At 74.8% G+C, this 13,894-nt stretch carries 12 protein-coding genes; 9 read left to right on the plus strand and 3 right to left on the minus strand.

Going from position 1 to position 13,894, the window contains the following annotated elements:
- The first annotated feature begins 24 nt into the window (after nt 1-24).
- The 3 genes from ACFVFQ_RS22380 to ligD all read left to right on the plus strand — a co-directional run bounded on the left by ACFVFQ_RS22380 (nt 25) and on the right by ligD (nt 4,415).
- The gene (locus tag ACFVFQ_RS22380; protein WP_383418742.1) at nt 25-837 is read left to right on the plus strand and encodes a polysaccharide deacetylase family protein; all 813 of its coding nucleotides are present in this window, start codon (nt 25-27) and stop codon (nt 835-837) included.
- A 249-nt stretch (nt 838-1,086) separates the two neighbouring features.
- A complete protein-coding gene (locus ACFVFQ_RS22385) occupies nt 1,087-3,375 on the plus strand; it encodes an MMPL family transporter (protein WP_383418744.1) in 2,289 nt (762 codons plus the stop codon).
- Nucleotides 3,376-3,434: 59 nt separating this feature from the next.
- On the plus strand, nt 3,435-4,415 hold the full coding sequence (gene ligD / locus ACFVFQ_RS22390) for a non-homologous end-joining DNA ligase (RefSeq protein ID WP_383418746.1): 981 nt from the start codon (nt 3,435-3,437) through the stop codon (nt 4,413-4,415).
- A 107-nt stretch (nt 4,416-4,522) separates the two neighbouring features.
- On the opposite strand, the gene ACFVFQ_RS22395 is transcribed toward ligD, so the two are convergent.
- A complete protein-coding gene (locus ACFVFQ_RS22395; RefSeq protein ID WP_383418748.1) occupies nt 4,523-5,452 on the minus strand; it encodes a hypothetical protein in 930 nt (309 codons plus the stop codon).
- A gap of 179 nt (nt 5,453-5,631) precedes the next feature.
- Between ACFVFQ_RS22395 and ACFVFQ_RS22400 the strand changes: the two genes are divergently transcribed.
- Both ACFVFQ_RS22400 and ACFVFQ_RS22405 read left to right on the plus strand, forming a co-directional pair.
- On the plus strand, nt 5,632-6,675 hold the full coding sequence (locus tag ACFVFQ_RS22400; protein ID WP_383418750.1) for a glutathione S-transferase family protein: 1,044 nt from the start codon (nt 5,632-5,634) through the stop codon (nt 6,673-6,675).
- A gap of 86 nt (nt 6,676-6,761) precedes the next feature.
- Entirely contained in the window at nt 6,762-7,628 is an 867-nt protein-coding gene (locus ACFVFQ_RS22405) for a GyrI-like domain-containing protein (RefSeq protein WP_383418752.1), read from the plus strand.
- Nucleotides 7,629-7,663: 35 nt separating this feature from the next.
- Here ACFVFQ_RS22405 and ACFVFQ_RS22410 read toward each other — a convergent pair whose 3' ends face one another.
- The gene (locus tag ACFVFQ_RS22410; protein WP_383418754.1) at nt 7,664-9,004 is read right to left on the minus strand and encodes a PLP-dependent aminotransferase family protein; all 1,341 of its coding nucleotides are present in this window, start codon (nt 9,002-9,004) and stop codon (nt 7,664-7,666) included.
- Nucleotides 9,005-9,167: 163 nt separating this feature from the next.
- Between ACFVFQ_RS22410 and ACFVFQ_RS22415 the strand changes: the two genes are divergently transcribed.
- Nucleotides 9,168-10,052 (plus strand): alpha/beta fold hydrolase, encoded by an 885-nt coding sequence (locus tag ACFVFQ_RS22415; protein ID WP_383418756.1) that lies wholly within the window; start codon nt 9,168-9,170, stop codon nt 10,050-10,052.
- Here ACFVFQ_RS22415 and ACFVFQ_RS22420 read toward each other — a convergent pair.
- The gene (locus ACFVFQ_RS22420) at nt 10,049-10,888 is read right to left on the minus strand and encodes a class I SAM-dependent methyltransferase (protein WP_383418758.1); all 840 of its coding nucleotides are present in this window, start codon (nt 10,886-10,888) and stop codon (nt 10,049-10,051) included. The two genes, ACFVFQ_RS22415 and ACFVFQ_RS22420, sit on opposite strands and share 4 nt — an antisense overlap.
- A gap of 262 nt (nt 10,889-11,150) precedes the next feature.
- On the opposite strand from ACFVFQ_RS22420, the gene ACFVFQ_RS22425 reads away from it, so the two are divergent.
- The 3 genes from ACFVFQ_RS22425 (at nt 11,151) to ACFVFQ_RS22435 (ending at nt 13,850) form a co-directional block, all read left to right on the plus strand.
- The gene (locus tag ACFVFQ_RS22425) at nt 11,151-12,761 is read left to right on the plus strand and encodes an alpha/beta fold hydrolase (RefSeq protein ID WP_383418760.1); all 1,611 of its coding nucleotides are present in this window, start codon (nt 11,151-11,153) and stop codon (nt 12,759-12,761) included.
- Nucleotides 12,762-12,854: 93 nt separating this feature from the next.
- Nucleotides 12,855-13,310: a pyridoxamine 5'-phosphate oxidase family protein gene (locus ACFVFQ_RS22430; protein ID WP_383418762.1), complete on the plus strand. Its 456-nt coding sequence runs from the start codon at nt 12,855-12,857 to the stop codon at nt 13,308-13,310.
- A 57-nt stretch (nt 13,311-13,367) separates the two neighbouring features.
- Nucleotides 13,368-13,850 (plus strand): hypothetical protein, encoded by a 483-nt coding sequence (locus tag ACFVFQ_RS22435; RefSeq protein WP_383418764.1) that lies wholly within the window; start codon nt 13,368-13,370, stop codon nt 13,848-13,850.
- Nucleotides 13,851-13,894 lie beyond the last annotated feature (44 nt).

Consider the following 13,894-nt stretch of genomic DNA (forward strand, 5'->3'; position numbering starts at 1 on the left):
GCGCGCCCGTGAGAGCTCAGGGGGATGACGTCCCAGAAGCTCACGGTGGCGCGGCGGACGGTCCTGCGGGCCGGCATCGTGATCGGCGCCCTGGCCGCCGCCCGCGTCCTGACCTCGTCGGACGGCGGGCCAACGGCGCCGGCCCCGGCCCGCCCGGGGACCGCGTCCGGCGCGCCCGAGACGTACCGGCTGCGCCCGCTGGCCGGCGAGACCTCCCGCTCCGGGCCCGGCGCCTCCCCGCCCCGCCCCGATGTCGCCTTCACCCTCCCCGGCCGCGGCCGGGAGTTCGCGCTGACCTTCGACGACGGCCCCGATCCCCGCTACACCCCGGAGATCCTTGAGGTGCTGCGCCGCCATCGCGCCCGGGCGACCTTCTTCGTCGTCGGGGAGTGCGCGCTGGCCTTCCCCGACCTGCTGCACTACATCGCCGAGGAGGGCCACACCGTCGGCAACCACACATGGACACACCCCCAGTTGACCGCCCTCCCGCTCGGCGCGGTGCGCAGCGAACTCGGCCGCACCAGCGCCCTGATCGAGGAGGTGCTGGGCACCGCCCCCACCCTCGCCCGGGCCCCGTACGGCGACTGGGACCAGGAGTCCCTGGACATCTGCAACGACCTGGGGATGTCGCCGGTCGGCTGGTCGGTCGACTCCCAGGACTGGACCTGCCCCGGCCCGGAGCGGATCGCCGACACGGTCCTGGACGGGGTGGGGTCGGGCGCGATCGTGCTGTCGCACGACGGGGGCGGCGACCGGATCCAGACCGTGCAGGCCCTGGAGTGGTACCTGCCCGAACTGTTGGACGACGGGTGGTCGCCGGTGCTCGTGCCGCGCTGAGTCGGCCGCGGCGACAGCGGAGCGTGAGAGCGGTCACCCTGTGCACCGGAACCGGACGAGATGGTTTATCGTTCAATTGGCAGCGGGCCCCGACGGGCTGCGCCCCTCAGACCGCCCCGGCCGGGTTCCCCCGTCCGGCCGGGGCTTCCCCCCGGCCCGGCCGCGCCGCACCCGCGCCCCCGGCGGCCGGACCACCCGTCTTCCCTCCCCCGCATGCCGCCGCCCCGGAACGCGCCTTGAATGCGAGGCATGTCCTTGCCGAACGCGCCGGGCCGCCGGCGGCCCGCGGGCGCACTGGAACGCCTCGGCGAGTGGTGCGCCCGGCACGCCGTGCTCGTCGTGATGCTGTGGCTGGTGGGGCTGGTCGCGATCCAGGTGCTCCAACGGGCCTTCGGCGGGGCGTACTCCGACGACTTCTCGCTGCCCGACGTGCAGTCCCGGCAGGGCCAGGAGATCCTCGCCGCGCACCAGCCCGCCGTCGGCTTCGCCGGCCGCGTGGTACTGCACGCCGACCGGCCGCTGACCACCTTCGCCGGGCAGCTCGCGGACACCACCGTCGCCCTGGAGCGGCTCCCCGATGTGCGGGCCGCGGAGAGCCCGTTGACCCCGCCCGGGCCCCGGACACCGCCCCCGTCACCCGGTGCCGCGCACACCGGGCCGCTCTCCGCCGACGGCCGGACCGGGTACCTCACGGTGCGCTTCCGGGACCCGCCGGCGCACCTGGGCCCGGACGCGTTGCCGGGCGTGGACCGGGCGGTGGCGCCGCTGCGCGCGGCCGGCGTCCAGGTCGAGTACGGCGGCGCGCTGGGCGAGTTGGCGCAGCCGGCCACCGACGACCGGCCCAGCGAGGCGATCGGGTTCGCGGTGGCGGTGCTGGTGCTGCTCGTCGGCTTCGGCAGCGTGCTGGCGGCCGCGGTGCCGCTGCTGACCGCGTTGATCGGGGTGGTCTGCGGGCTGGGCTGCCTGGGGCTGCTGGCGGCCGCGTTCACCTTCGCCACCGTCTCCCCCGCCCTGGCCACCATGATCGGCCTCGGGGTGGGCATCGACTACGCGCTGTTCCTGATCACCCGCCACCGGCAGCTCCTGGCGGACGGCGCGGAGCCGGCCGTCGCCGCGGGGCAGGCGGTGGCCACCAGCGGCCGTGCCGTCCTGATCTCCGGCGTCACCGTGCTCATCGCGCTGACCGGGCTGTCCGTCGCGGGCATCAGCTTCGTCGCCAAGCTGGGCACCGCGGCCGCGCTCACCGTGATCACCGCGGTGCTCGGCGCGCTCACCCTCGTCCCCGCGCTGCTCGGGCTGCTGGGCCGCGGTCTCGACCGGCTGCGGGTGCGCCGGCCGGTCGCCGAGCCGGCCCCGGACACGGACACCGACGGCCGCCGTGGACTGCGCTATGCCCGGCGGGTGACCCGCCACCCGTGGCCCCACCTGGTGGGCGGGGTGCTCGTCCTGGTGGTGCTCGCGGTTCCGGCGTTCTCGATGCGGCTGGGGCACATCGGCGACGGCGCGGACCCGCCGTCGTTCACCTCCCGGCGGGCCTACGACCTGATGTCCGCGGCGTTCGGCCCCGGTTCGACGGGGCCGCTGACGCTCGTCGTCGACCAGCGGGCGGTGCCCACCGCGGACCGCCCGGCGCTGGCGGCCCAGGCCCGGCACGCCCTCGGCCACGTCCCCGGCACCACGGCGGTCACCCCGCTGCGGCCCTCCCCGGACGGCGCGGTGCTGTCCGCCACCGCCTACCCCACCGGAGCCCCGCAGGACGCGAGCACCACCGCGCTCACCCACCGCCTCGTCGACACCGTGCTCCCCCGCGCCGTCCGCGGCTACGACGCCCACGGCTACGTCACCGGCACCACCGCGGCCGAGGTGGACTTCCTGGGCCTGCTCGCCGCCCGGCTCCCGCTGATCATCGCCGTGGTGGTGGTCCTGGCCTTCCTGATCCTGCTGATCGTCTTCCGGGGCGTGCTGGTCGCGGCGAAGGCCGCGGTGCTCAACGTGCTGTCGATCGCGGCGTCGTACGGGGTGGTGGTGGCGGTCTTCCAGTGGGGGTGGGGCGGGCCCGCGCTCGGGGTCACCGGCACCGTGCCGATCGAGAGCTATGTGCCGATGATGATGTTCGCCATCGTCTTCGGGCTGAGCACGGACTACGAGATCTTCCTGCTGTCCCGGGTCCACGAGGGCCGCGCGCGGTACGCCGAGCCGGCCGCGGGCGTGCGGCACGCGCTGGCCGTGACCGGCCGGGTGATCGGCTGCGCCGCGCTGATCATGGTGGGCGTCTTCGCCGCGTTCCTGTCCAGCGAGGCCGTGGTGGTCAAGATGCTCGGGGTGGGCCTGGCCGTGAGCGTGCTGATCGACGCGACCGTGGTGCGGCTGCTGCTGGTGCCCGCGGCGTTGACGCTGCTGGGCGCGCGGGCCTGGTGGACGCCGTGGTGGCTGGACCAGGCGCTGCCGGAGCTGGAGCCGGAGGGGTTGCGCCGGCCCCGGTCCGGGCCGCCGCGCCCGGTGGACCCGCTGGGCCACGGCGGCCCACCGGCCGGCTGACCGCCCGCGTCGGCCCGGCCCGTCCTGCGGGGACCAGCGGCTCCGCCGATCATCGGAGTATGGCCCCGACCCCCGGGCCCGGCGCCGCGGGCCCGCCCCCGTACCCGGTGATCCGGCCGATGCTGGCCGTGCTCGGGCCGCTGCCGCCCGGGCCCGAGCAGGCCGGCTGGGCGTTCGAGGGCAAGTGGGACGGGGCCCGGTGCATCGTGAACGCCCCCGGCGACGGCACCCTCCAACTGGTCACCCGGGCCGGCAACGACGCCACCGCCAGCTACCCCGAGCTCGGCCCGCTCGGCGCGCAACTGCGTGGCCGGGCGGCGGTGCTGGACGGCGAGGTGGTGGTGCCCGACCCCACCGGTCGGCCCGACTTCGGGCTGCTCCAGCGCCGGATGGGGGTGCTCAACCCGCGCCGCACCGCCCGGTTGGCGATGGAACTCCCCGTTCAGCTGGTGCTCTTCGACGTGATGTACCTGGACGGGCCGCTGATGGCGCGCCCCTACGAGGAGCGGCGGGCGGTGCTGGCCGGACTGGGGCTGGCCGGCCCCAACTGGTCGGTGCCGGGGTATGTCGCGGGCCACGGCCAACGGGCGTGGGAGGCGGCGCTGCACGGCGGCCTGGAGGGCGTGATGGCCAAGCGACTGTCGTCCCCGTACCTCCCGGGGGTGCGCTCCACGGACTGGGTGAAGACCAAGTACCAGGAGACGCTGGACGTGGTCATCGGCGGCTGGACGGAGGGGCGCGGGGCGCTCGGCGGGCTGCCCGGGTCGGTGCTGGCGGGCGTGGCGGAGCCGGGCGGGCTGCGGTTCGTGGGTGCGGTGGGCTCGGGCCTGGCCGACCACGAACGGCGGGACCTGGCGCAGTACTTGAGCGTGATCCCGCTGGACCGTTCGCCGTTCGTCAACCCCGTGGAGCTGGCGGGCGTGCACTGGGCCGAGCCCCGGCTGGTCGCCGAGATCACCGTGAGCGGCTGGACGGCGGCGGGGCGGGTCCGGCACCCGGTCTGGCACCGGCTGCGGCCCGATCTGACGCGGCTGGACTAGGGCGTGTCCGGTGGGTCAGGGTCGGATAGGCCGCGGCGGGGACGGCCGTGGGACGGCACGGCCGTGGCCACCGGGCGCGGGTCAGCGCGCGGTGCGGCCCGGTTCGGTCATGGGCGGCAGAACCGGGCGACGGCGATGGATCCGCCGTCGTTCTCGTCGTCCGAGCCGAGGATGCCCGCGCGGGAGCCGGGCAGGCAGGCGAGCCCCTCGACCTTGTGCCCGGAGACGGTCGCGAGGCGGTGCGGCGCGTCGGACACCGTCAGCCCGATGCGGCCGGCGCGGGAGACGGTGACCCGCCCCACGTCGTAGAGCGCGGAGGCGAACGGGCCGTCGTCGCCCGGGTCGGCGGCCGACGACACCGTCAACCGGCCGTCGGCGGCCGCCTTCACGTCCGAGGCGTGCCGGACGTGCGCCGCCGGGTACGGCGCCCGGAAGCGGGCGGAGACCGGCGTGCCGAGGGAGTTGTCGGCGGGGTTCCACGCGGCCGCGAAGAGGGTGGCCGGGCGGTCGTCCTGGCCGCGGTCGGCCCAGACGGCGACGGTCCGCCCGCGGACGACAAAGAGCGCGAAGCCCTCGTAGTTGGCGTCCGGGGAGACCTCGGGCAGGCGGAAGGTGCCGAGCACCCGCGCGGTGGTGCCGTCCCGGACGACGCGGTAGGCGGTGCCGCCGCTGGCCAGCGCCACGAACTCGTGCGGCCGGCCGGGCACCGCGTCGATCGCCTCCAGGTCCACCGGCAGCGGGCCGACCCAGTCCAGCGGCCGCACCCGGGGCGCGGCGCCCGGGCGGAGGCCGATCGCCACCAGCCGGTTCTGGCCGGGCTTCTTGTTGTCGCGGACGCCGACGAGGTCGACCGCGGCGCCGTGCCGGTCCTCGACGGCGAGGCCGCTGATCCCGGCGGTCATTCCGTCCCCGACCCGCTGCCAGCCGCCCGCACCGGGGCGGGACGCGGTGGTCGGGGCGGGCTCCTGTGCGGTGGCCGTCGTCGGCGCCAGCAGGGCGACGCCGAGGACGGCCACTCCTATCGCTCTCTTGATCATCGGGCGATGATAGGCGACTCCCTTTCCCTACCGGTCAGTTGGCGCGCTCCGCCCGGAGTCCGCGCTGGCCGTCCCGCGGGGCGCGCCGTGCGCCGGGTGGCTGACGCCCCGCAACGCTCCCCCGCGGCGCGGGAAGCCATCCCGGCATCCGCCCGGCCCCCACGGAAAGGACCCCGCCGATGCCCGCCCCCGAGAACGACGGCAGCACCGGAGCCAGCGACGGCAACCGCGCCTACGGGCACAAGCCGTTCAAGCGCTCCCGAAGCCACTTCGCCGACCGGATCACTGCCGACGGCCGCGACGGCTGGCCGGTGGCGGCCGGCCGCTACCGGCTGGTGGTCAGCCGCGCCTGCCCCTGGGCCAGCCGTGCGGTGATCTCCCGGCGGCTGCTCGGCCTGGAGGACGCCCTGTCGATGGGCATCGCCGACCCCCTCCAGGACGACCGCAGTTGGCGCTTCACCCTCGACCCGGACGGCCGGGACCCGGTGCTGGGCATCCGCTTCCTCAACGAGGCGTACGACGCCCGCGAGAGGGGCTACCCCGGCGGCGTCAGCGTCCCCGCGATCGTGGACGTCCCCAGCGGGCAGTTGGTCACCAACGACTTCCAGCAGATCACCCTGGACCTCGCGACCGAGTGGACGGCGCTGCACCGGCCCGGCGCGCCCGACCTCTACCCCCAAGCGCACCGGGACGAGATCGACGAGGTGATGGCGGGCGTCTACCGCGACGTCAACAACGGGGTGTACCGGGCCGGTTTCGCCACCGGGCAGGACGAGTACGACGCGGCCTTCGAGGCGCTGTTCCACCGGCTCGACCGGCTCTCCGAGCGGCTGACGCACCAGCGCTACCTGGTCGGCGACACCCTCACCGAGGCCGATATCCGGCTGTTCACCACGCTCGTCCGCTTCGACCCCGTCTACCACGGCCACTTCAAGTGCAACCGCTTCAAACTGGCCGAGGACCCGGTGCTGTGGGCGTACGCCAAGGACCTGTTCCAGACGCCCGGGTTCGGGGACACGGTGGACTTCCACCACATCAAGCAGCACTACTACCGGGTGCACAGCGGCATCAATCCCACCGGTATCGTCCCGCTCGGCCCGGACCTCGCCGGCTGGCTGACGCCGCACCACCGCGAGGAGTTGGGCGGCCGGCCGTTCGGCGACGGCACCCCGCCGGGCCCGGTCCCGGCGGGCGAGCGGGTCCCCGCTTCCGGACGCCCCTGACCACCCGACCGCAACGGGCACCGATTGTCGGGTCCGGCAGGGTGGTCTCTCCGTAGCGTCATGACCCGTAAGGGAAGGAGACCGGGATGTTGGAGCGGCTCAACGAGGCCCTGGAACACGTCGAGGAACATCTCGACGGGCCCATCGGGGCGGACGAGTTGGCGCGGATCGCGCGGACGTCGGAGTACCACTTCCGCCGGATGTTCTCCGCGTTGGCCGGGATGCCGCTCTCGGAGTACCTGCGGCGCCGACGGCTGACCGTCGCGGGCGCCGAGGTGCTGGCCGGGGAGCGGACGCTGCTGGACATCGCGGTGCGCTACGGCTACGGCTCGGGCGAGGCGTTCGCCCGGGCGTTTCGCGGGATGCACGGCGTGGGCCCGGGCGAGGCCCGGCGCACCGGCGCGGCCCTGCGCTCCCAACCCCGGTTGGCCTTCCGTCTCGTCATCGAGGGGAGTAGCACCATGCAGTACCGGATCGTGACGAAGGGGGAGTTCCGGGTGGTCGGCAAGAAGGCCCGGGTCCCGCTGGTCTACGAGGGGGTCAACCCGGAGATCGCCGAGTTCGTCAAGGGCCTCGGCCAGGACACGGTGCGGCGGATCGCGGAGCTGTCCGACCAGGCCCCGGAGGGGATCGTCTCGGTCTGCGACGACCTCGACCCCAACCGCGCCGAGGGCTCCGAACTCGACTACTACCACGCGGTGGTGACGGACGCTCAAGCCCCTGCCGATCTGGACGTGCTCACCGTCCCCGCCGGCACCTGGGCGGTCTTCGAGAACACCGGGCCGTATCCGCGGGCGCTCCAGACCCTGTGGGCGGACGTCTACGCCCAGTGGTTCCCGTCGAACCCGTACCGCACCCGGACCGGCCCGGAGATCCTGCGCACGCGGGTGGCTCCGGACGGGGCGGAGGCGACCGCGGAGCTGTGGATACCCGTGGAGCGGACCACGGCGTGAGTGCCGGGCCCCGGCGCGCACTTGGGCGTCGGGGCCTACTCCGCGCCGGCGTCCTCCGGGGCCCGACGGGCCAGTTGGACCAGCACGTCCAGGGCGTCCGCCAGGACGTCGACGGGCGGGGCGGACAGCGCCAGCCGTACCGCGTTGGGGACGTGCCCGGCGCCGACCGCGAAGGCGCCGGACGGGGTGACCGCGATGCCCCGGCGGGCCGCGGCGGCCACGAAGGTGTCCGCCCGCCAGGGCTCGGGCAGCTCCCACCAGCAGTGGTACGAGTGCGGGTCGGTGCGCAGCCGTTGGCCGGCGAGGCGGTCACCGGCGATCCGCTGGCGGGCCGCGGCGTCGGCCCGCTTGTCCGCCTCGACGGCGGTGGCGGTGCCGTCGCCCAGCCAACGGACCGCCGCCTCCAGGGCGAAGCCGGCCGCCGTCCAGGCGCCGGAGCGGAGCGACGCGGCGAAGTCGGGGGCGGCGGGGCGGTCGGGGGGCACCAGGAACCCGAGCGTCAGGCCGGGGGCGAGCCGCTTGGAGAGGCTGTCGACCACCACCGTGCGCTCCGGGGCGAGGGCGGCGAGCGGCGGCAGGTCGGGGCGGAGGAAGCCGTAGACGGCATCCTCGACGACGTAGAGGTCCAACTCCCGTAGCGCTGCGGCGACTTCGACGCGGCGGGGCTCGGGCATGGTGGTGCCGAGCGGATTGTGCAGCGCGGGCTGGAGGTAGACCGCGCGGAGGGGGGCGGCGGCGCGCAGTGCGTCGGGGGTGACGCCGTGCTCGTCCATCGCCAGCGGCACCAGGGTGATGCCGAGGCGGGCCGCGATGCCCTTGATGACGGGGAAGGTCAACGCCTCGACGCCGAGGCGCTCGCCGGGCGGGACCAGGGCGGCGAAGGCCGCGGCGAGGGCCTGGCGACCGCTGCCGGCGAAGAGCAGCCGCCGGGCGTCGGGGGTCCAGCCGGCCCGGGTGAGATGGGCGGCGGCGGTGTGCCGGGCCACGGGGGTGCCGGCGGCGGTGCCCGGGCACAGCGCCGCGGACATCGCCGCGTCCTGGTGCAGCAGCGGACCGAGGCTCTGTGCGAGGAGCGCCGACTGCCCCGGCAATACAGGGAAGTTGAGCTCCAGATCGATCGGATGGCCGCCGGGCTCGGCGAGCGCGGGCTCGGTCGCCGGCGACGCGGTGCGGACGAAAGTGCCGCGACCGACCTCGCCCACCGTCAGGCCGCGCCGGCCCAGTTCGCGGTAGACCCGGGCCGCGGTCGAGTCGGCGATCCGCCTACGTCGGGCGAACCGGCGCAGCGGCGGCAGCCGGTCCCCCGGGCGGAGCCGGCCGGCCGCGATGGCGGCGGCCAGTTCGTCGGCGATGGCGCGGTAGTCGTCCCCCGTCATTGCACTCCCCTCCCACAACATTGCACCGAGCACATTATCCCTATTGTGCCGAGCAATTGCCCCTCATAGCATCGATGCAATCGACTCCCCGGCGAACTCGACCAACTCGATCAACTCACCACCACAGCAACGCCGCACGTCATGCGGCAAGAAGGGGTGCCCCATGACCTCGGTGCAATCGGTGCAATCCAACGGGATCACGATCGCGTACGACGACGAGGGAAGCGGCCAACCGCTGGTCCTCCTCCACGGCCACCCCTTCGACCGCTCGATGTGGCGCCCGCAGACCGCACACTTCAGCCGCGCCGGGATGCGGGTGATCGCCCCGGACCTCCGCGGCTACGGCGGCAGTTCGGTCGTCCCCGGCAAGACCCCGCTCGCCACCTTCGCCCGCGACCTCGCGGCACTGCTCGACCGGCTCGGCATCGAACGGTTCGTCCTGGGCGGGCTGTCCATGGGCGGGCAGATCGTCATGGAGTGCTACCGGCAATTCCCGGAACGGATCCGGGCGTTGCTGCTCGCCGACACCTTCGCGGCGACCGACAGCGACGAGGGCCGCGCGGTGCGGCTGCGGACCGCCGAGCGACTGCTCGCCGAGGGGATGGCCGGGTACGCGCACGAGGCGCTGCCCAAGATGATCGCACCGGCCCATGTGACGGCGCTTCCCGAAGTCGCCGCGCACGTCCTGGAGATGATGAAGAACGCCTCGCCCGAGGGCGCCGCGGCCGCCCTGCGCGGCCGGGCCGAGCGCCCGGACTACACCGGGCTGCTCCCACAGATCACCGTGCCCACCCTCGTGGTCGTGGGCACCGAGGACGAGTTCACCCCGGTCGCCGACGCCCGGCTGATCCACGAGGCGGTGCCCGGGTCACGCCTGACGCTCGTCCAAGGCGCCGGCCACATGCCGAACTTGGAGCGCCCGGAGGAGTTCAACGCGGCGCTGACGGACTTCCTGGAGTCCCTGCCGGACGAGGCCGAGGGCGGGGCCGGGGCCGGTGTCGAGGTCGGATCCGGTGTCGAGGCCGGGGCCGAGCGCCACTCCCGTTAGCGCTCCGCCACCCTCCCCACCGCCAGCAACGCCGCATGCGGCAGTACCAGTTGACCGGACTGCTGCCGACCGCCGACCGGCTCGGCGAACTCCCCGGCCAGCGCGACGAAGTGGCGCTTGATCCGCTCGGTGACGGCCGACCCCTGGGAGGTCACCACCCGCCCGATGGTGGCGACGCCGGCCGCCGGGCCGCGCCACCACTCCTCCACCGTGGTGCGGTGCCCCCAGGAGAGCTCGGCGCACCGCACCCCGTCCAACCCGCCGGCGGCGCGCAGCAGTTCCGCGAACCCCTCGGCCGTGCGCGGGAAGTCGTCCTCGGGCGCGAGCGCGGGGAGGTCCGGCGGCCGGGGCACGCCGGCGGCCCGCACCGCGCGGCCGAGCAGCGCCTGGCCCGGCGCGGGCGGCGCGGCCCAGATGGTCAGCGCGATCCGGCCGCCCGGGCGGGTCACCCGGCTGAGTTCGGCCAGGGCGGCGCGGGGGCGTCCGACGTGGTTGAGCACGAAGTTGCCGACGGTCGCGTCGAAGGCGCCGTCGGGGAAGGGGAGTTGCGGCAGGGCGGCGAGCCGGACGGTGGCCTCGGGCGCGGCGGCCGCGGCGGCACGCACCATGTCCGGTTCGGCGTCCACGGCGGTCACCTCGGCGCCGCGGTCCAGGGCGGCCGCCGCGGCGGTGCCCGGTCCGGTGCCGGCGTCCAGCAGCCGGGTGCCCGCGGTGACGCCCGCGGCGTCCAGCAGCCGCGGCACCGTATACGCGCAGAGCCGGCCGAACCCCGTCGCGTACGCCGCGGCGCGGCCCGCCCAGACCCGGCGTTCGCTGGCATCAAAGGGCGTCTCCATCGCCGGCCCCACCTGCACCCCCTCGCTCCCCCGCACGCCCACCTCGCCCGCCCCTCGCTCCCTCCGGCCGCCCCCCGTTACGTCAACGCCCGCGGCTCCCTCGAACTCTCCCTCGCCCCAAGGGCGTTACCCACCCGTAACCTACTAGTGGGTTACCACGGGTAAGCAACGGACCTTACTCTCCAGTCACATCGAGCCGCCGGGCGCCCCTCCTGTCTCCGGACAGCGCCCGGGCGGCTCGCGTCGAGACCTGGAGCAGACGATGACGCCCTCCCGCACCACGCTGCGCGCCGCGATCGGCACCCTCTCCGCGGCGGTGCTCGCCACCACGGCACTGACCGGCGCCCCGGCGCACGCCGCGCCGGCGCCCGACCGCACCGCCGCCACCGCCGCCCGCCCGACGGCCACCGGCTCCCCCACCCTGCGGTTCGTCGACATCACGGGCGCGGGCGGGACCACCCTCAAGGCGAACGTCTTCACCCCGGCCGGCGCCGACGCCACCCGGCGCTACCCCCTGATCGTGCTCCCCACCAGTTGGGCGATGCCGCAGGTCGAATACCTGGTGCAGGCCCGGAAGTTGGCCGCCACCGGCTATGTCGTGGTCGGCTACAACTCGCGCGGCTTCTGGCAGTCGGGCGGGCAGATCGAGACCGCCGGACCGAAGGACGTCGCCGACGCCTCCAAGGTCATCGACTGGGCGCTGGCGCACACCCCCGCCGACCCGCGCGAGGTGGGCATGGGCGGGGTCTCCTACGGCGCCGGCATCAGCCTGCTGGCCGCCGCGTCCGACAAGCGGATCAAGGCGGTCGCGGCGCTCAGCGGCTGGGGCGACCTGATCGACTCGATCTACAGCGGGCACACCCCGCACCGCCAGGCCGCCGCGATGCTCGGCGGCGCGGGCGAGCTGACCGGGCGCCCCAGCCCTGAACTCCGGCAGATCCTCAAGGACTTCCTCAGCGCCAACATGGCCAAGGAGAAGGAGCTGATCGCCTGGGCCCGCAAGCGCTCCCCCGCCACCTACCTGGACCGGATCAACGCCAACGGGGCGGCCATCCTGCTCGGCAACGCCTGGGGCGACTCGCTCTTCCCGCCCAACCAGTACGCCGCGTTCTTCGAGAAACTCAAGGGACCCAAGCGGCTGGAGTTCCGCCCCGGCGACCACGCCACCGCCGAGGGGCTCGGACTGCTCGGCCTGCCCAACGACACCTGGAACGACACCGAGCGCTGGTTCGACCACTACCTCAAGGGCGTCGACAACGGCATCGACCGGGAGCCACCGGTCCTGATCAAGTCCCGCTCCACCGGCGCCTACGAGGGCTACCGGAGCTGGCGGGAGGTGCCCTCCGCGCACCGCAGGATCGCCCTCGACGGCACCCACCGCATCCGCACCGGCGTCGACTCCGGCGCCGACGGCGGGCTGATCTTCCTCTCCAGCATGCTGGACCAGTTCCTCCGGCTGCCGCCGATGGCTTCGATCCCGCTGCTGCCCCGCTCGGCGGCCGCCGTCTGGCAGTCCGCGCCGTACCGCAGCGGCCAACGGGTGCGCGGGACCACCCGGTTGCACACCACGGTCACCAGCACCGCCCCGAGCGGCACCGCCATCGCCTACCTCTACGACGTCGGCCCGCTGGGCCTGGGCAAGCTGGTCACCCACGCGCCGGTCACCTTCCACGACCGGACCCCGGGCCGCCCGTTCGGCATCGACCTGGACCTCTTCGCCACCGCCTACGACGTCCCCGCCGGGCACCGGCTCGCGGTGGTCGTGGACACCGTCGACCCGCTCTACATCGCCCAGAACCCCGGCGGCGCCCGACTGACCTTCTCCTCCCCGGCGGGCGATCCGTCGTATGTGTCGGTGCCGGTGCGCGACTGACGGTGCCGCGCCCGTATGGCCCGGTCCTACGTCCGCGGCCGTACGGCCAATGCCCGAAGCGGCGGGCGGGGCCCGGTCGTTAGGCTCCCGATCATGCGAGAACTCCCCCCGCCCCGCGACGCGGCGCAACGCAAACGGGACGCCCTGCACCGCCTGGAGGCGGACGAGGACGCCTGGGTCTCGACCGCCACCGCCGACGGGGCGCCGACCCTGGTCCCGCTGTCGTTCGTCTGGCACCGCGAGCGGCTGGTGATGTCCACCAAGGGCAGCAACCCCACCGCCCGCAACCTGGCCGCGCGCGGGGAGAGCTGGGTGGCGATCGGCCACACCCGGGACGTGGTGCTGCTGCACTGCACCGTCGAGGTGCTGGCCAACGACGCACTGCCGCAGGACGCCGCGGACGCCCTGGCCACCAAGCTGGGTTGGAATCCGCTCGGCCGCGATCCGTGGGTCTTCCTCCGGTTCGCCCCGCAACGGATGCTGGTGTGGCGGGAGGAGAACGAGTTGCCGGGCCGGGAGCTGATGCGGGACGGCGTCTGGCGGGTCTGACGCCGCCCCGCACCCCGGTCGACGCCCGGAACGCCCCCTTACGGCATGATCGTTGTCATGCGACACCGCGCTACGCCCCCGCCCGGCCCCCGGCACCCCCACCTGCCGACGACCGAGTCCGCGGTCACCGCGATCCGGGAGATCGCCGAGGAGCACGGGCTGGAGGTGACGGTCACCGACGACATCGGCGCGGACCAGACCACCCGCCGGACCTCCGCCGGGGCGTTCACCGTGCTGGACCCGGACGGGTCGCTGCCGCACGAGGCGTTCGTCGAACTCGGCGGCTCGCCGGCCGTCACGGTCCAGCTCTACCCCGAGGACGACGCCAAGATCACCGTGGAGACAGTGGAGTTCGCCGATGTGCCGCGCGATGCGGTGCCGGCGTTTCTCCGCGCCGTGTACGGCGACCTGGCCTACGTCAGGAGCCGGTTCTTCCCGCCGGGACAGTGGCTGGTGGTGCCGCTGCCCGGCGACGAGACCTACAAGGAGCTGATCGGGCGGGTGGCGCTCACCCCGTGGATGGCGCGCCGGGTGCGCTGAACCGGCGGACGGGCGGGGCCCGTTCGGACCGCGGCGCCCGGGAG

This window comes from Streptomyces sp. NPDC057743, from assembly GCF_042798755.1.
GTDB lineage: Bacteria > Actinomycetota > Actinomycetes > Streptomycetales > Streptomycetaceae > Streptomyces.